Source organism: Clostridium pacaense, from assembly GCF_020709765.2.
In the GTDB taxonomy this organism is placed as follows: Bacteria; Bacillota; Clostridia; order Lachnospirales; family Lachnospiraceae; genus Enterocloster; species Enterocloster hominis.
In genome coordinates this window covers 78,523-95,044 of sequence record NZ_JAJFEB020000009.1, presented here as the reverse complement: position 1 = coordinate 95,044, position 16,522 = coordinate 78,523, and the positions used below count along the sequence as shown (strand labels likewise).

General features: G+C 51.5%; 16 protein-coding genes. 14 read left to right on the top strand and 2 right to left on the bottom strand.

The features are described from left to right. Window position 1 precedes the first annotated feature (1 nt). Window positions 2-3,709, top strand: coding sequence for a DNA-directed RNA polymerase subunit beta' (gene rpoC / locus LK536_RS45555; RefSeq protein ID WP_034577533.1), 3,708 nt, complete (start codon window positions 2-4; stop codon window positions 3,707-3,709). A 170-nt stretch (window positions 3,710-3,879) separates the two neighbouring features. Here the strand turns inward: rpoC and LK536_RS45550 are convergent, their stop codons facing one another. Next, complete coding sequence (locus tag LK536_RS45550) at window positions 3,880-4,668, bottom strand: DeoR/GlpR family DNA-binding transcription regulator (RefSeq protein ID WP_025485545.1); 789 nt, start codon at window positions 4,666-4,668, stop codon at window positions 3,880-3,882. Between the two features lie 236 nt (window positions 4,669-4,904). Here LK536_RS45550 and LK536_RS45545 point away from each other — a divergent pair, with 236 nt between their 5' ends. The 13 genes from LK536_RS45545 to LK536_RS45485 all read left to right on the top strand — a co-directional run bounded on the left by LK536_RS45545 (window position 4,905) and on the right by LK536_RS45485 (window position 16,003). After that, window positions 4,905-5,135 carry a hypothetical protein gene (locus LK536_RS45545; protein WP_506092171.1) on the top strand — a complete coding sequence of 77 codons (231 nt, stop codon included), beginning with the start codon at window positions 4,905-4,907 and terminating at the stop codon, window positions 5,133-5,135. Window positions 5,136-5,304: 169 nt separating this feature from the next. Further along, complete coding sequence (locus LK536_RS45540; RefSeq protein ID WP_025485547.1) at window positions 5,305-6,309, top strand: dihydroxyacetone kinase subunit DhaK; 1,005 nt, start codon at window positions 5,305-5,307, stop codon at window positions 6,307-6,309. A 4-nt stretch (window positions 6,310-6,313) separates the two neighbouring features. Beyond that, on the top strand, window positions 6,314-6,952 hold the full coding sequence (gene dhaL, locus LK536_RS45535; protein ID WP_227795810.1) for a dihydroxyacetone kinase subunit DhaL: 639 nt from the start codon (window positions 6,314-6,316) through the stop codon (window positions 6,950-6,952). A 31-nt stretch (window positions 6,953-6,983) separates the two neighbouring features. After that, window positions 6,984-7,445 (top strand): RpiB/LacA/LacB family sugar-phosphate isomerase, encoded by a 462-nt coding sequence (locus LK536_RS45530; RefSeq protein ID WP_025485548.1) that lies wholly within the window; start codon window positions 6,984-6,986, stop codon window positions 7,443-7,445. 28 nt (window positions 7,446-7,473) lie between these two features. Continuing rightward, window positions 7,474-8,259 (top strand): triose-phosphate isomerase family protein, encoded by a 786-nt coding sequence (locus tag LK536_RS45525; RefSeq protein WP_227795809.1) that lies wholly within the window; start codon window positions 7,474-7,476, stop codon window positions 8,257-8,259. 17 nt (window positions 8,260-8,276) lie between these two features. Continuing rightward, entirely contained in the window at window positions 8,277-9,509 is a 1,233-nt protein-coding gene (locus LK536_RS45520) for an ABC transporter substrate-binding protein (protein ID WP_227795808.1), read from the top strand. Window positions 9,510-9,554: 45 nt separating this feature from the next. Next, a complete protein-coding gene (locus LK536_RS45515) occupies window positions 9,555-10,430 on the top strand; it encodes a branched-chain amino acid ABC transporter permease (RefSeq protein WP_025485551.1) in 876 nt (291 codons plus the stop codon). 1 nt (window position 10,431) lies between these two features. Further along, complete coding sequence (locus LK536_RS45510; RefSeq protein ID WP_227795807.1) at window positions 10,432-11,460, top strand: branched-chain amino acid ABC transporter permease; 1,029 nt, start codon at window positions 10,432-10,434, stop codon at window positions 11,458-11,460. Beyond that, window positions 11,457-12,230, top strand: a complete 774-nt coding sequence (locus tag LK536_RS45505) for an ABC transporter ATP-binding protein (RefSeq protein WP_227795806.1) — start codon at window positions 11,457-11,459, stop codon at window positions 12,228-12,230. The genes LK536_RS45510 and LK536_RS45505 overlap by 4 nt, the downstream gene beginning before the upstream one ends. After that, window positions 12,223-12,942, top strand: coding sequence for an ABC transporter ATP-binding protein (locus LK536_RS45500; RefSeq protein ID WP_025485556.1), 720 nt, complete (start codon window positions 12,223-12,225; stop codon window positions 12,940-12,942). Before LK536_RS45505 ends, LK536_RS45500 begins: the two co-directional genes overlap by 8 nt. Window positions 12,943-12,986: 44 nt before the next feature. Continuing rightward, window positions 12,987-13,958, top strand: a complete 972-nt coding sequence (locus LK536_RS45495) for an aldo/keto reductase (protein ID WP_025485557.1) — start codon at window positions 12,987-12,989, stop codon at window positions 13,956-13,958. 9 nt (window positions 13,959-13,967) lie between these two features. Then, window positions 13,968-14,960 (top strand): Gfo/Idh/MocA family protein, encoded by a 993-nt coding sequence (locus LK536_RS45490; RefSeq protein WP_227795805.1) that lies wholly within the window; start codon window positions 13,968-13,970, stop codon window positions 14,958-14,960. A gap of 59 nt (window positions 14,961-15,019) precedes the next feature. Continuing rightward, window positions 15,020-16,003, top strand: a complete 984-nt coding sequence (locus LK536_RS45485) for a uroporphyrinogen decarboxylase family protein (protein WP_025485560.1) — start codon at window positions 15,020-15,022, stop codon at window positions 16,001-16,003. A 66-nt stretch (window positions 16,004-16,069) separates the two neighbouring features. Here LK536_RS45485 and LK536_RS45480 read toward each other — a convergent pair whose 3' ends face one another. After that, entirely contained in the window at window positions 16,070-16,399 is a 330-nt protein-coding gene (locus tag LK536_RS45480) for a helix-turn-helix domain-containing protein (protein ID WP_025485561.1), read from the bottom strand. Window positions 16,400-16,522: the final 123 nt, after the last annotated feature.

The window sequence follows — 16,522 nt, the reverse complement described above, 5'->3', positions numbered from 1 at the left end:
CATGCCAGAAACTAATGAAACTTATCATCCAATGACATTTGATGCCATTAAGATTGGTCTGGCCTCCCCTGATAAGATTCTGGAGTGGTCCCATGGCGAGGTTAAGAAGCCTGAGACCATCAACTACAGGACATTAAAGCCTGAGAAGGACGGACTGTTCTGTGAGAGAATCTTCGGGCCTAGTAAGGACTGGGAGTGTCATTGCGGTAAATACAAAAAGATTCGTTATAAAGGTGTTATCTGCGACCGGTGCGGCGTGGAAGTTACAAAGGCAAGTGTCCGTAGAGAGCGCATGGGCCACATCAAGCTGGCCGCTCCCGTATCCCATATCTGGTATTTTAAGGGTATTCCCAGCCGTATGGGACTGATTCTGGACATCTCGCCCAGGACACTGGAGAAGGTGCTGTATTTCGCCTCCTACGTTGTGCTGGACGCCGGTTCAACCAGCCTGCAGTATAAGCAGGTCCTGTCCGAGAAGGAATACAGGGAAGAGGTTGAGAAGTACGGCGGCACCGGCGGTTTCCGTGTGGGAATGGGCGCTGAGGCAGTCCAGGAACTGCTCCGCTCCATCGACCTGGAGAAGGATTCCCAGGACCTGCGCAAGGCACTGGCCGATTCCACGGGACAGAAGCGTGCAAGAATCATCAAGAGATTAGAGGTAGTGGAGGCATTCCTGACCTCCGGCAACCGTCCTGAGTGGATGATCATGGATGTGATTCCTGTAATCCCGCCGGATATCCGTCCCATGGTACAGCTGGACGGCGGACGTTTCGCCACCTCTGACCTCAATGACTTATACAGAAGGATCATCAACAGGAACAACCGTCTTGCAAGACTGCTGGAACTGGGCGCTCCGGACATCATTGTCCGCAACGAGAAGCGCATGCTCCAGGAGGCAGTGGACGCCCTGATTGACAACGGCCGCCGCGGCAGGCCTGTAACAGGACCCGGCAACCGCGCCCTTAAGTCACTTTCCGATATGCTGAAAGGTAAGCAGGGACGTTTCCGTCAGAACCTGCTTGGTAAGCGTGTTGACTATTCCGGACGTTCGGTTATCGTGGTTGGACCTGAACTTAAGATTTACCAGTGCGGACTTCCCAAGGAAATGGCCATCGAGCTGTTCAAGCCCTTTGTAATGAAGGAGCTTGTATCCAACGGAACCGCCCACAATATAAAGAATGCCAAGAAGATGGTGGAGAGGCTGCAGCCCGAGGTATGGGATGTGCTGGAGGATGTCATCAAGGAGCATCCTGTCATGCTGAACCGTGCCCCTACGCTCCACAGGCTTGGTATCCAGGCATTTGAACCGATTCTGGTTGAGGGTAAGGCGATTAAGCTGCATCCTCTTGTGTGTACTGCGTTCAACGCCGACTTTGACGGCGACCAGATGGCCGTGCATCTGCCACTGTCCGTAGAGGCCCAGGCAGAGTGCCGTTTCCTCCTGTTAAGCCCTAACAACCTGTTAAAGCCTTCTGACGGCGGCCCGGTTGCGGTTCCTTCACAGGATATGGTGCTTGGTATCTACTACCTGACCCAGGAACGTCCCGGTGCAAAGGGCGAGGGCATGGTATTCAAGAACGTCAACGAGGCAATCCTGGCCTATGAGAACCAGGAGGCAACCCTGCATTCACGTGTGAAGGTAAGGGTTACAAAGACCATGGCCGATGGCACGGTGAAGACAGATATCATTGAATCCACCATCGGACGGTTCATTTTCAATGAAATCATTCCCCAGGACCTGGGATTTGTGGACAGGAGCGTTCCTGGCAATGAATTGAAGCTGGAAGTGGATTTCCATGTTGCCAAGAAGCAGTTAAAGCAGATCCTTGAGAAGGTCATCAATGTCCATGGCGCTACCCAGACAGCCGTGACACTGGACGATATCAAGGCAATCGGTTACAAGTATTCCACCAGGGCAGCCATGACCGTATCGATTTCCGATATGACCGTGCCTGCAAGCAAGCCAAAGCTGATTGAGGATGCCCAGGCAACCGTGGACCAGATTGCCAAGAACTACCGCCGCGGCCTCATCACTGAGGAGGAGCGTTACAAAGAGGTTATCGAGACATGGAAGACCACCGATGACCAGCTGACCCATGACCTGCTGACCGGCCTGGATAAGTACAACAACATCTACATGATGGCTGACTCCGGCGCCCGTGGTTCTGATAAGCAGATTAAACAGCTGGCAGGTATGCGCGGACTGATGGCGGATACCACAGGACACACCATCGAGCTTCCTATCAAGTCCAACTTCCGTGAAGGCCTGGACGTACTGGAGTACTTCATCTCCGCACACGGCGCGCGTAAAGGTCTGTCCGATACGGCCCTGCGTACGGCTGACTCCGGTTACCTGACAAGGCGTCTGGTAGACGTTTCACAGGATCTGATCATCCGTGAAGTGGACTGCTGTGAGGGCAGGGATATCCCGTTTATGGAAATCAAGGCTTTCATGGACGGCAATGAGGTCATCGAGGACCTGGAAGAGAGGATTACAGGACGTTATATTGCCGAGACCATCACTGACCCGGATACAGGCGAGGTCGTGGTTAAGGCTAACCATATGTGCACGCCTAAGCGCGCGGCAGCTGTCATGAAGGTGCTGAATAAGACGGGACGTAAGACCGTCAAGATCCGTACCGTCTTAAGCTGTAAGTCCCATATCGGCGTATGCGCCAAGTGTTACGGCGCCAACATGGCAACAGGCCAGCCCGTACAGGTAGGTGAAGCGGTCGGAATCATTGCGGCACAGTCCATCGGTGAGCCTGGAACACAGCTGACCATGCGTACGTTCCATACGGGCGGCGTGGCCGGCGGTGATATCACACAGGGTCTTCCCCGTGTAGAGGAGCTTTTCGAGGCCCGTAAGCCAAAGGGTCTTGCCATCATCACTGAGTTCGGCGGCGTGGTGCAGATCAAGGACACCAAGAAGAAGCGCGAGATTACGGTGACGGACAACGAGACAGGCAACTCCAAGACCTATCTCATCCCTTATGGTTCCAGGATTAAGGTCCTGGACGGCCAGGTACTGGAAGCCGGCGATGAGCTGACGGAAGGAAGCATCAATCCTCACGACATCTTAAAGATTAAGGGTGTGCGTGCGGTACAGGATTACATGCTTCAGGAAGTCCAGCGTGTATACCGTCTCCAGGGCGTGGAAATCAATGATAAGCATATCGAGATGATTGTCCATCAGATGCTTAAGAAAATCAAGATTGAGGAGAGCGGCGACAGCGATGTGCTGCCGGGCGTATCCATGGATGTCCTTGATTATAATGAGATGAATGAGGCGCTGATTGCAGACGGCAAGACACCGGCAGACGGAAGGCAGGTAATGCTTGGTATCACCAAGGCATCCCTGGCAACCGACTCCTTCCTGTCGGCAGCATCCTTCCAGGAGACCACCAAGGTCCTGACCGAGGCAGCCATCAACGGTAAGATTGACCATCTGATTGGCCTGAAGGAAAATGTAATCATCGGTAAGCCTATCCCGGCTGGTACGGGTATGAAGCGCTACCGCAATGTGAAGCTGGATACGGACGACATGGCTTCGGATGATATCCTGCTGTCAGAGGATGACGAGATCATCCTTTCTTCAGAGGATGACAACGAAATCAACCTGACTGAGGACAATGTTGCGGAGGAAGTCCTGGCATTGGACGATATGGCGGATATTGATGAGGACGATGTTGAAGTGACGGAAGAATAGAATCTGATATGGATATGGAAAAACCATGGGAATCCCGGGAGGGAGGACCATGGTTTTTTTGCGTCGTGGTGAAAAAGTTCTGGTAAAAACAGGATGAAATATCTGGAAGGGGAGCGGCCGGCATATAAGATATGTACACCGCTCCCACATTTTTGATACCCGGACCCTCATCAGACCATTACCAGTTCAATCCCTTTGCCGCGGATAATCTCCGCCCATTCGCCGGAAAGTCCTGTGTCGGTGATGATCATGTCAAGTACATCCATTTTTTCAAAGTATACGGTTTTCACGGTTCCGAATTTGCTGGAATCCGCCACTAATATCTTTTTGAGGGCAGACTTAAGGACGGTCTGTTTCACTGCAACCTCAAAGTCATGTGCGCACGTCATGCCTAAAGCGGTATGTACACCCGATGCAGATAAGAACAGCTTATGTGCGCGGATGGTCCCCAGGAAATTAATGTTCTCCGCTGATTCAAACATCTGGTCACTGGGATGGAAATACCCACCGGCAAAAATAATGTTCATCCTATCCCGGTTAGCCAGTTTGACCAGTATGTTCAGGTTATAGCAGGCCACAGTCAGGTCCATGCCATAGGGGATATAATCAGCAATCCGGTCCGTGGTGGATCCGTTGTCAAGGATTATGACCTCTCCTGGCTCAATCAGGCTGGCCGCATATTTTGCAATGCGGCTTTTCTGTTCGTCCATGGAACCGCTTGCCCATGACAGGCTGTAAATATTCTCAATATTTTCATAAAGGCTATGTGGCGCGTTTTTGCAAAGAACCGCTTTTCCATATGAACGTTCCACGATACCTTCTGCCTGAAGCTCATCTAAATCACGGCGAACCGTCATAAGGGATACCTCCAGACGTTCTGATAACTCACGCACGGTCATAGTGTCCTGGCTACGAAGGATGTCCACCATCTTAGAAAGCCGCTGCCTTTTTTTCTCCATAATTACCTCTTCCTGATGGGCAAATGTCTTGAACCTGCCTGTTTGCCTACGGTATATATTGTTTGCCTGCATGATGAAAACGAACAAACGAACAGGGCATCAACAAGCAGATACAATTACCCCTGTATTCATATTATACAATGTAAAAGAAATTGTCAATCCAAAAAGGGAAGAAAAATGTTTGACTTTTTAAAGTATATGTTTGTTTTGCTCAAAAAGTTTGTGTTATGGACCCTATGGGGAATGCAGGAGTGGCAGCGAAGGGGGGATTAAGAGAGGCTGGGGGTTCAGAGGAAGGGGAAGTATCAGGGCCGTCGGAATGTGTGCTGGAAGATGAGGGAATATGGGTTCATGGAAATAATTGCAGTGCATTCCGGATGATTTTCATAAGTGGACCTAATCATTTGGTATCTGATAAAGAAACGAACAAAAATAAAAAGAATGAAATAAAAATGTTTCAGTTTTGACAAACACACCATGAAATGATTGATATTATGCACAATTTTTATAATAATGGACAATAAAATGTTGACTATAAAAAAACTATGTGCTAATATTGATATAAATCAAACATAAAACGCAAAAAGTAACAAAAAGAAACTAAGAACGAACAAATATTTCGTGGGAGGAAGCTTAATGTCAAAAAAAATTGTCAACCAGGCAGATGATGTTGTAGCGGAGATGATGGAAGGGTTTATTGCTGCTTATAGCCGTTATTATGAGAGGATTGATGATGTGAACGGTGTGCTCTATAAAAAGCACAGGGAAAACCAGGTTGGGCTGGTGATTGGGGGCGGAAGCGGACATGACCCCATGTTTGCCGGTTTTGTGGGACGGGGGCTGGCTGATGCGGCTGCCTGCGGAAATGTGTTTGCCTCCCCGGACCCGGGAACCATCATGGAAGTGGGGCAGGCCGTCCATGGAGGCAAGGGTGTCCTTTTTATCTATGGTAATTATGCGGGAGATAATCTGAACTTTGATATGGCGGAAGAAATGCTTCAGGATGAAGGGATTAAAACCGCCCATGTGCGGACCTGGGATGACTGTGCATCCGCGCCCCCTGACCGTGTGGAGGACAGAAGGGGGATTGCGGGGAACGTGTTCGTCATCAAGATAGCCGGGGCTGCCTGTGATGAGGGCCTTGAATTAGAGGAGGTGGTGCGGGTTACTGAAAAAGCCAGGGCCGCGCTGCGGACCATCGGTGTCGCCACCAGCCCGGGACAGATACCCGGCTCTGAGAAGCCAACGTTCCAGCTGGCGGAGGATGAACTGGAGTATGGAATGGGCATCCACGGTGAACCGGGAATCAAGCGGGCCAAAATGTGCCCGGCCGATGAACTGACCCAGGTTATGTACCAGAACCTGGTAAAGGATATGCCTTTAGCTCCAGGCGATGAGGTCTGTGTACTGGTTAATGGTCTTGGCTCCACCACAATCATGGAGATGAGCATTGTCTACCGCAAGCTTAAGGAACTGTTGGATTCGGACGGCGTCACTGTATATGACGCGGACATTAACAATTATTGTACCTGCATGGAAATGGGAGGATTTTCAATTTCCGTCATGAAAATGGATGATGAACTGAAAAAGTATTATGATGCCCCCTGCCATAGCCCTTATTATACGAGAGAGGATAGGTGAGACAATGCTGGGAACGCTGAATGAACAGAATGTCCGGGAACTGATTACATACATAGCTGACAGGATAATTGAGAACAAGGCGTATTTAACGGAAGTGGACAGCGCCATTGGGGACGGGGACCATGGAATCGGCATGGCCCTGGGGATGCAGAAGGCAAAGGATAAGGTGGCAGCGGCATCGGATTGCGGGAATGCATACGCCTTATTTGAACTGGCCGGGAAAACCATGCTGATGAGCATGGGAGGGGCTTCCGGTGTCATATTCGGAAGTCTTTATCTGGGCGGGGCTAAGAATACAGGGCCTGCGTCTGAGCTTACGGCAAAGGACCTGTACCTGATGCTGGAAAAAAGCCTTGCTGTCATCCAGGAAAGGGGCAAGGCCCAGCTGGGGGACAAAACCATGGTGGATGCCCTGGAACCAGCAGTAAAAGCCATGGGCATGACCTGGGACCAGGGACTGCTTCCCATGCTGGAAGCCGCGGAAAAGGCTGCGGCACAGGGCGTGGAAAACACCAAACAGTATCAGGCCAAATATGGGCGGGCCAAATCCCTGATGGAGCGTTCCGTCGGGCACCAGGATGCAGGAGCCACTTCGGTCTGGATTATCCTGCGGTCCATGCGGGAGTTTGTGGAACAACAATGAATCTTGACAAAACGGAATGGAGGAAACTGACATGACAAGTTGCGTTGTCATAGGCTGTGATAATGCTGCGGTGCCTATGAAGGATATTTTAAAGCGCTCGATTGAGGAGATGGGCATTACTGTGGAGGACATGGGGGTGTCAAGCGAGTCAGACCAGCTGCCCTATGCCCTGACTGCCAAGGCTGTGTGCGATAGGATTATTGACAGCGGTTATGAGAAACGGGGGGTGCTGATATGCGGTACTGGAATCGGTATGTGCATGACAGCCAATAAATTTAAGGGAATCCGGGCAGCCGTGGGACACGATATTTTTTCCGCCCAGCGTTCCGTGCTCAGCAATAACGGCAATGTCATCTGTTTTGGGGCGCGCGTCATTGGGCCGGAGCTGGCAAAAACGATTTTAAAGGAATGGCTGCAACTGGATTATATTGACGGCCCTTCCACTCCCAAAATAAAGGTAATCACGAATTTGGAATCAGCGAATTTCCGCTGAAGAATCCTTTAGAAAGAAGATACGGCAAATGCAGAAAAAACTGTATATCGGCACGAATACGAAGATGTATAAGACCATACGCCAGACCGTTGCGTTCCTGGACGAATTGGGAAGCCTTACCCGGGATATTGACAGGAATCTGCTGGAACTGTTTGTGATTCCTTCCTATACGGCCCTGGATGCAGCGGCAAGGACCGCCCAGGCCCAGGCCATCACCCTGGGGGCACAGAACATGAGCTGGGAGGATGAAGGACAGTTTACCGGAGAGGTGTCGCCTCTTATGCTGGAGGAGACAGGGGTGCGGCTGGTCTGCATCGGACACAGTGAAAGACGGCATATTTTCGGTGAGGACGACGAGGTTGAGAACAAGAAAGTCCTGGCAGCCCTGCGTCATCATTTCACCCCTCTTCTATGCGTGGGGGAAACGGCCAGCCAGAAGGAACTGGGAATCCAGAATGAGGTTTTAAGGAGCCAACTGAAGGTGGGGCTGCATGATACGTCCCCTGAGCAGGCGCGGCATATCTGGATTGCCTACGAGCCGGTCTGGGCCATCGGGGTTGGAGGGACGCCGGCCGGAGTCATGTACGCCAGCCGGATGTATACGGTAATCCGCCAGACGCTGAGGGAGATATATGGCGGGGAGGCCGGGGACAGGATTCCCATCCTTTATGGCGGCAGCGTCAACAACATGAATGCACGGGAATTGATCCAGGCTCCGGATATTGATGGCCTTTTTATTGGCCGGAGCGCCTGGGACGCGGATAACTTCAGCAGGATTATCCATGATTTAGTGGATATTTGCTTAATAAAGTGAAAATGGAGGAAAATTTTATGAGAAGAAAGATCAGTATTGCCCTGTCACTCCTGATGATAGCCAGCACCCTGGGGGCCTGCGGCGGCAAAACAGCAGCAGCACCGGCTGCCAGCAAGAATGCAGATGCGCCAAGCGAAACCGTGGCTGATTCCGGCAAGACCCCGATTAAAATCGCATTTTCCGGTCCCATGACAGGCGACTATGCGGAATACGGCCAGAACTTCTACGCTGCCTGCGAGATAGCGGCGGATGAGATCAACAGTAACGGCGGCCTTTTGGACGGTTCTCCCGTGGAACTGCTGCAGTTTGATGACAAGAACAGCCAGGAAGAGGTAGGAGCCATTGCGGAGATGATTGCGTCCGACGACTCAATTGCGGCGGTTCTGGGACATTTTTCATCGGGCGTTGCCATGACGGCAGCCAATACATATATGGATGCAGGGATACCGCTGTTATCCGCATCCGCGTCACATCCTGATTATTCCGGCATGGGTGAGTACATTTTCCGCAATAATGTACTGATTTCACAGGAGGTTGAGACGGTCCTTCAGATCTGCCAGAACAGCGGCAGCAAACGGGTTGGTGTCCTGGTCCTGAAAAACGACTGGGGACAGGGCGCCCTGCAGGCCATGGAGACTGCCTATGAGCAGGTCAAGGGAAAAGTGGATTTCGAAATCGTGCTTCAGGAAGAGGTCATGGATGGAACCGAGGAGTTCTCAGCCAATATCACCAAGTTCATGGAACAGGACTGCGATACTATTTTCGTGCTGACCATGTACGCCACCTTCGCGCCATTTGCAAACCAGTACCGCACCCTGAATCCTGATATTAAAATGTTCTCGGTTGGTTCCGCCTACTCTACGGAGTTAATTAACCTTGGTGGAAGCGCGGTGGAAGGCGTCCGCATGTGTGCAGGATTCAACCCTGAGAATCCTGACCCGGCAGCCCAGAAGTTCGTGCAGCAGTTCAATGAGAAGACAGGACATGACCCGGACAACATGGCGGTGCAGACCTATGAGAATGTGAATATGATTGCCCAGGCCATCGAACGGGCTGGAAGCGCTGAGCGCTCAGCCATTAAGGATGCACTGTATGATACGGATTATGACGCCATTACAGGACATATCACCTTTGACGAGATTGGCGATGCACAGAAGAACCTGCTGGTATTTGAAGTGAGCGGTGGCAAGTTCGTGGAGTTAAAGGACATGGTAATCCTGCCGTGGAATGAGTTTGTTGCTTCGCTGTAAGGGAAAACGGATTGTTATTTAAATGAATTGACTGGGGGTAAGTACATGTTATTTCAGCAGCTTATTAACGGATTGTCTCTTGGCATGATTTATGCACTGATTGCCGTGGGGTATTCACTGGTATTCGGGATTTTACGTCTGGTCAATATGTCCCACGGCGCAGTATATGCCCTGGGAGCCCATGTGGCGCTGCTGTTTGTGACGCTGGAATGGGGATGGGGACCCGCGCTCATCCTGTCATGTGTCCTGACGGCCATTATAAATGTGGGCTTTGACCGTATTGTGCTGGCTCCCCTGAGGGAAAAGAACACGCCCAGCATTGCGGCGCTTATCAGTACGGTGGGTTTTTCCTATATTGTACAGAATCTTCTGATGATTGCGTTTGGAAGTGAGCGTAAACCATTTCCAAAGATATTCGATTTCGGGGTATGGAATGTGGCCGGAATCCGGCTGAATTCCACACAGGTGGTGATTGCGCTTGTATCCCTTGTGATGCTGTCTGTATTTACCCTCTTGATTTACCGGACAAGCATAGGGCTTTCCATGCGGGGGACGGAACAGAATGTGCGTGCGGCGCAGCTGGTGGGCGTCAATGTGCGCAATGTCATAACATTTACCTTTGCCCTTTCTGGGATTTCAGCGGCCCTTGCAGCGTTTTTGGTTGCAGGCTACTACAACACTGTTTATCCCACGATGGGGGTACAGATTGCGCTTAAGGCGTTTGCCGCAGCTGTTCTTGGCGGAATCGGCGTGCTCCACGGGGCAGTGGTGGGAGGACTGGTGGTGGGGGTTGCAGAGGCCCTTGCCGTCACCTACCTAGGCGGGGCCTACCGGGACGCCACCGCATTCATCATCCTGTTCCTGGTGTTGATCATCCGCCCCAACGGGGTCTTTGGTAAGAAAGTGACGGTGAAGGTGTAGAATGGATACCATGAAGAATATATTCCGCAATCTGAAAGAACTTTACTGGAAATATGACAAAACGGTCCATCTGGCGTTGGCCGTGGTGTTGGTGGCCCTCTATTTCCTCAATGTAAACCAGTATATGTACCGCGTGCTGATTATGATTGGCCTGTATGCCATGCTTGCACTGAGCCTGAATATCATACTTGGGCTGACCGGCATGCTGTCCATGGGACATGCTGCATTTTACTCCATCGGCGCCTATGCATCGGCTATCATGGGCACCCGGTACGGTATGGGCTTCTTTAGTTCCGCAGTCATTGGCGTCCTGTTCTCTGTGGTTCTTGGTATGCTGTTAGGACTGACCACCATGAGGCTTTCCGGTTCTTATCTGGCCATTACCACCATGGGCTTTGCCGAGGTTGTCAGGATGGTCCTGCTCAGCTGGGAGGATGTGACCAACGGGGCATTTGGGATTCAGCAGATCCCCCGTCCCAGGATCATGGGATATGAACTGACAACGGCGAATGGCGGCCTGTATCTGCTGGTGCTGTTTTTCCTCATCCTTTCCATTGCATTCTGCGCGGCTATTGACAATTCAAAACTGGGACGGACCCTGCGGGCAATTAAAAACGACGAGTTGGCCACCGTTCTTATGGGAGTCAGTGTGGAACGCTATAAAGTAACGGCTTTTGCCATTGCAGGGGGACTGGCCGGGCTTGCGGGCGCAACCTTTGCGGCAATGAACCGTTACATTGATCCTAACACATTTAACTTTGACACTTCGATGCTCATTGTCTGCATCTGTATTCTGGGCGGCATGGGCAGTATCAAGGGGCAGATACTTGGAGCGGTACTCTTAGTGGCATTCCCCGAAGTATTGCGGTCATTTGCATTATACCGGTTTGTGGTATACGGACTCATACTTCTCGTCATGATGCGTTTCCGCTCCCAGGGCCTCTTGGGCAACTTATCCGACCGGCCCTACCAATTTCCAAAGGGCGTAACTTTTAAACACAAATCTAGTCCAGGCGGTGACACGGTATGAGTCTTCTTGAAATGAAAAACGTGACCAAAAAGTTTAAGGGCCTTGTGGCTGTCAATGACGTTTCCCTCCATGTGGAACAGGGGGAAATCATCAGCATCATCGGACCCAATGGGGCGGGCAAAACAACACTGTTCAATATGCTGACCGGTGTCTACCAGGTGACATCAGGGGAAATCATATTCAAGGGAAAACCAATCCAGAATAACAGGCCCCAGACGATTGTGGGGGCCGGTATTGCCCGTACCTTCCAGAATATCAGGCTGTTTAAGGAAATGCGTGTCATTGAAAATGTCCTTATAGGCGGCAGTATCAATATCAGGTATTCATTTCCCGACCTGGTGTTTAAGACAGCCAGATACCGCAGGGGTGAAAGGGAAAGCACCCAGAAGGCCATGGACATACTGGAATCCATAGGTCTGGCGGATTATGCCAATGACTATGCCCAGAACCTGCCCTATGGCCTGCAGCGCCGGCTGGAGATTGCCCGTGCCATTGCCACGGACACCTCGGTACTGCTTCTGGATGAGCCGGCTGCCGGCATGAACCCACAGGAGTCCGAGGATCTGTTGGATTTCATAAAAGAACTGCGGGACCAGGGATATACCATCCTGATGATCGAGCACGATATGAACGTGGTCATGAATATCTCGGACCGCATTTATGTGCTGGATTACGGCAAGCTGATAGCTTCCGGACTGCCTAAGGAAATTGCCGCCAATCCCAGGGTCATCGAAGCCTACCTTGGTCAGGAGGAGGATGAGGATGCTTAAAATACGGAATCTGAATACTTATTACGGAGCAATCCACGCGCTGAAGGGTATTGACCTGGATGTGCCGGAGGGGAAGATTGTTACCCTGGTGGGATCCAACGGCGCGGGAAAAAGCACCACGGTCCTTTCCGCCACAGGAATCTTAAAGGTGGCGGAAGGCTCTGTTATCGAACTTAACGGTGAAAATATTGCCAATATGGGGCCTCACAAAATTGTTAAACGGGGCGTCAGCCTTTCACCGGAAGGCCGGGAGGTGTTCCCGTCCCTTACGGTGGAGGAGAACCTGCGCCTGGGCGCATTTCCCGTCAGGAACCAGAAAAAGATGATTAGCGACGGTTATGAGCGGGTCTGCCAGTTATTCCCCAGGCTGAAGGAACGTCTGAAACAGCAGGCGGGCACCCTGTCCGGCGGTGAGCAGCAGATGCTGGCAATCGGCCGCTCCCTGATGAGTAATCCAAAGCTTCTTCTGCTGGATGAGCCTTCCCTTGGCCTGGCACCCAATCTGGTGAAACTGATTTTTGACCTGATCCGCGATATCAACCATCAGGGCGTGACCATCCTGCTGATTGAGCAGAATGCCAATATGGCGCTTAAGGTGGCTGATTACGGATATGTCCTGGAAACAGGAAGGATTTCACTCCACGGACCGGCTAAGGAACTGCGCAGCAATGAAGAGGTAAGGAAGGCATATCTGGGCAATGCCCATTCCTGATTGCTATGGATACGGAATAAAATGTTTTTTGGAGAGGAGTATTTATGAAACAGATCATGATTGGCGGCATGGTGGAATCCTCGGCAGCGGCCCTGGGGTGTATGCGCATCTGCCGTGTTCCCCTGGAGGATGCGAAGAAGGTGGTGCATCAGGCCCTGGACCTGGGCATCCGCCTGTTTGACCATGCGGATGTTTACGGATTTGGGAAAAGTGAGGAGATTTTTGGGGAAATACTGGATCTGAAGACGCCTTCCGTCAGGGAGCGCATCCAAATCCAGTCAAAGTGCACCCTTATCCGCGACCAGGTACAGACCTTGTATAACGACCAGTCAAAGGAGCATATCATCAAGTCTGCGGAGCAAAGCTTAAGGCGCCTGGGAACGGATTATCTGGATCTGTTCCTGCTTCACCACCCGGATACACTGGTGGAACCGGAGGAGGTGGCAGAGGCATTTGATTATCTCCATTCCACCGGAAAGGTGCGGTGCTTCGGCGTTTCCAACCACAAGCCCATGCAGGTGGAACTGCTGAAAACCTGCGTGCGGCAGCCGCTTATCATTAACCAGCTTCAGTTTTCCGTGGCGCATCCCGATTTGGTGGACGCGTCCCAGCCCCTGCGCATGCAGCCCCATGCCCTTGCGGATACCAATGGGGATGTCCTTACCTACAGCCGCATCCATAAAATGACCATCCAGGCATGGAGCCCTTTCCAGTTCGGCTTTTACGGCGGACCTTTTATGGAAAATGAACAGTATCCTGAGCTGAACCAGGTGGCCGGGCGTCTGGCGGAGGAAAGACAGGTTTCCAAATCAGCTATTGCCATTGCCTGGATCCTGCGCCATCCTGCGAAAATCCAGCCCCTTATCGGCACCACCAATGCACAGAGGCTGAAGGATATATGCACGGGCATTGATGTGGAGCTGACCAGGGAAGAGTGGTATGAACTGTACCGGGCGCAGCTGAGGGACGAGGGCAAAAGCGATTTGTCCAGCTCTGTGTCCAAACAAAAGAAGTAGGGGCATTTTATGATACGCACAGTTATAATCGGAAGCGGGAATATTGCCCATACCAGGCATATTCCTAATATAAGGCGGTCGGGTCTGGCGGTCCTTCACGGAATCTATAACCGCAGCCTGGAACACAGCAGGAGGGATGCCGGTGAATTGGGCTGTAAAGCTTATGGGTGTCTGGATGAAATCTGGGCGGACAGCTGCGTGGACGCGGTTATCATCTGTACCCCGGCATCTACCCACTGCAGGTATACGCTGGCTGCACTGGCTGCTGGGAAACATGTCCTGTGTGAAAAGCCAATGAGTGTTACGGCCGGGGAGGCAGCGCTCATGCTGGAGGCTTCGGATATTGCAGAAGCCAAACTGATGGTTTCCCATAACCAGCGTTATTACGGACCCCACATAAAGGCCAGGGAATTACTGGATGCAGGTGTGATTGGTACAGTGCTGAATGTGCGCAGCTGCCTGGGACTGGATCTGCCCATGGATGATGCCTGTCCGGAAGATTACAATGCGGCAAGCGAGGTGCTGAGCCACCGGATTGATTTGATGCATTACCTGCTCTCATCCTCTGTGAGCGGGGTGACGGCGCGTCTGACCCGGGTTGACGCACAGGGGCGCAGCCGCTGCGTGACCAGCGGGGATGACACCGCCATGGCAATCCTCCAGTATGAAAACGGCGTGATTGCCAGTCTGACGGCCAGCCGTGTCAGTTATAACGGCAATGACCGCACCACCCGGATATTTGGCACCAAAGGCAGCATTACCTTATACGGCCAGAAGGCGCCGGTCTGCGTGGAACTGGCGGACGGCCAGACGGAATACTTCTGTCTGGCGGATGTGCCCAGCCAGAGGGAGGTGGAGAAAACCCTTGTGGATGAGGCGTTTTTTCAATGCATCCTTAATGACGGGCCGCCGCCTGTATCCGCCAGGGACGGGCTGCGGGTCATGGAGGTTGTGGACGCGGTTTACCGTTCCAACCGGGAAGGGCGCTATATCGAGATTTAGATTACAGGGAAATGTAAATCATTGGATTACCATATAAATTGAAGAAAGAAGGGCTTATGATGAATCACCGCGAACGTATTATGGCTGCTTTTAACGGGCAGCCGGTTGACCGTGTACCGTTTTCCTTTTGGTTCCATTTTGTAAAGAATGAAGACAAAGCCGATGCAATGGAGAATCCGGAAATCCTGGATGCATTATATGAGGGGCACCGGCGCTATATCAATGAAGTGCAGCCGGATTTTGTGAAGGTCATGTGCGATGGGCTGTTCAGATATCCAAGTGACGGGCTGGTCCATTTTAAGTCCGTGGAGGATTTTGCGGGGATTGAGGCCCTGGACCGGGGACATCCCTGGATCCAGGCACATGTGAAAAGCGCGCGGCGTATTTCACAGCTGCGTGATGAGACGGTTTATATCTATAATGTGTTCTCGCCTTCCATGCTGTTCCGCATACTGCACGGTGAGGAGGTGTTCATGGCTGCGTTCCGGGAAAATCCGGTGAAGATGGGGGATGCCATGAAGCGGATAAGCGAGGGCACCGTGAACCTGGTGCGCGCTTTGATGGAGGACGGCGGCATGGATGGTATTTACTACTGTGTGCAGAACCAGAATGTGGATCTTATCAGCGATGAGGAACATGAAACGTATTTCGGCGAGGCGGACCGGCAGGTGCTGGAGGCGGCCAATGCCATCAATGACTGCTCCATTTTACATGTATGCGGTTATGAGGGAAGGCACAACCATGTGGACCAGTGGACCGGATATAAGTCAAAGGCGGTTAACTGGGCTGTTAATGTGGAAGGGGTTCCTCTGTCAGAAGGTAAGAGGCTGTTTGGAAACCGATGCGTGGTAGGCGGTTTTGCCAATACGGTCCAGGGAATCCTGAATACGGGGAGTGAGGAGGAGATTAAGGCTGCTGCCAAAAAGATTGTTGAGGATGCAGGCCGGGAAGGGCTGGTGGTGGCCGCGGACTGTTCGCTGCCGTTCTCCATTGACTGGAAGCATCTTATATGGGTGCGGGAAGCCCTGGAGTCCATGGGATGATTACATTTAATATAATGAAGTTTGTGTATACAAAGGCCAGGCGCAGTTAATGCGCCTGGCCCTTTCCTATTTAAGGTGCTGGCGCATGGCCTTTATCACATCCAGCACAAAGGTATATTCCTTTTCCGACAATCCGTCCATGGATTCGTTCAGCTGTATCCCATATGCATGATCGGCGCGTTTTGAATAGCGGACCCGTTCTTCCCTTCCCACAAGGGTGTCCAGGGAGATATCGAAAGCATCAGCAATGAGAATGGCGTTTCTGATGGTGGGGCTTTTCCTGCCGCTTATGTATTCGGACATAAGGGAGGTCTGTATGCCGGTCATGCGGCACAGGTCTGCCTGCTTCATTTCTTTCTGTATCAATAACAATCTTAAATTCTCATTAAATCCCATGTTTCCTACCTCCAGGAAGATATTAGCATTTGTGTGTGCCGCAGTCAATATTTTATTGACAAACTAACTAAAGATAGTATAATTGATATATAAAACTAACAAATGATAGCAATATGGAAAGGA

Bases quoted from the DNA above. Each gene is read 5' to 3' on its own strand.
- LK536_RS45485 (WP_025485560.1), top strand. From the start codon at position 15,020: ATGAATCACCGCGAACGTATTATGGCTGCTTTTAACGGGCAGCCGGTT.
- LK536_RS45505 (WP_227795806.1), top strand. From the start codon at position 11,457: ATGAGTCTTCTTGAAATGAAAAACGTGACCAAAAAGTTTAAGGGCCTT.
- LK536_RS45525 (WP_227795809.1), top strand. From the start codon at position 7,474: ATGCAGAAAAAACTGTATATCGGCACGAATACGAAGATGTATAAGACC.
- LK536_RS45550 (WP_025485545.1), bottom strand. From the start codon at position 4,668: ATGGAGAAAAAAAGGCAGCGGCTTTCTAAGATGGTGGACATCCTTCGT.
- rpoC (WP_034577533.1), top strand. From the start codon at position 2: ATGCCAGAAACTAATGAAACTTATCATCCAATGACATTTGATGCCATT.
- LK536_RS45520 (WP_227795808.1), top strand. From the start codon at position 8,277: ATGAGAAGAAAGATCAGTATTGCCCTGTCACTCCTGATGATAGCCAGC.
- LK536_RS45515 (WP_025485551.1), top strand. From the start codon at position 9,555: ATGTTATTTCAGCAGCTTATTAACGGATTGTCTCTTGGCATGATTTAT.
- LK536_RS45540 (WP_025485547.1), top strand. From the start codon at position 5,305: ATGTCAAAAAAAATTGTCAACCAGGCAGATGATGTTGTAGCGGAGATG.
- LK536_RS45490 (WP_227795805.1), top strand. From the start codon at position 13,968: ATGATACGCACAGTTATAATCGGAAGCGGGAATATTGCCCATACCAGG.
- LK536_RS45480 (WP_025485561.1), bottom strand. From the start codon at position 16,399: ATGGGATTTAATGAGAATTTAAGATTGTTATTGATACAGAAAGAAATG.
- LK536_RS45545 (WP_506092171.1), top strand. From the start codon at position 4,905: ATGGGGAATGCAGGAGTGGCAGCGAAGGGGGGATTAAGAGAGGCTGGG.
- LK536_RS45495 (WP_025485557.1), top strand. From the start codon at position 12,987: ATGAAACAGATCATGATTGGCGGCATGGTGGAATCCTCGGCAGCGGCC.
- LK536_RS45530 (WP_025485548.1), top strand. From the start codon at position 6,984: ATGACAAGTTGCGTTGTCATAGGCTGTGATAATGCTGCGGTGCCTATG.
- dhaL (WP_227795810.1), top strand. From the start codon at position 6,314: ATGCTGGGAACGCTGAATGAACAGAATGTCCGGGAACTGATTACATAC.
- LK536_RS45510 (WP_227795807.1), top strand. From the start codon at position 10,432: ATGGATACCATGAAGAATATATTCCGCAATCTGAAAGAACTTTACTGG.
- LK536_RS45500 (WP_025485556.1), top strand. From the start codon at position 12,223: ATGCTTAAAATACGGAATCTGAATACTTATTACGGAGCAATCCACGCG.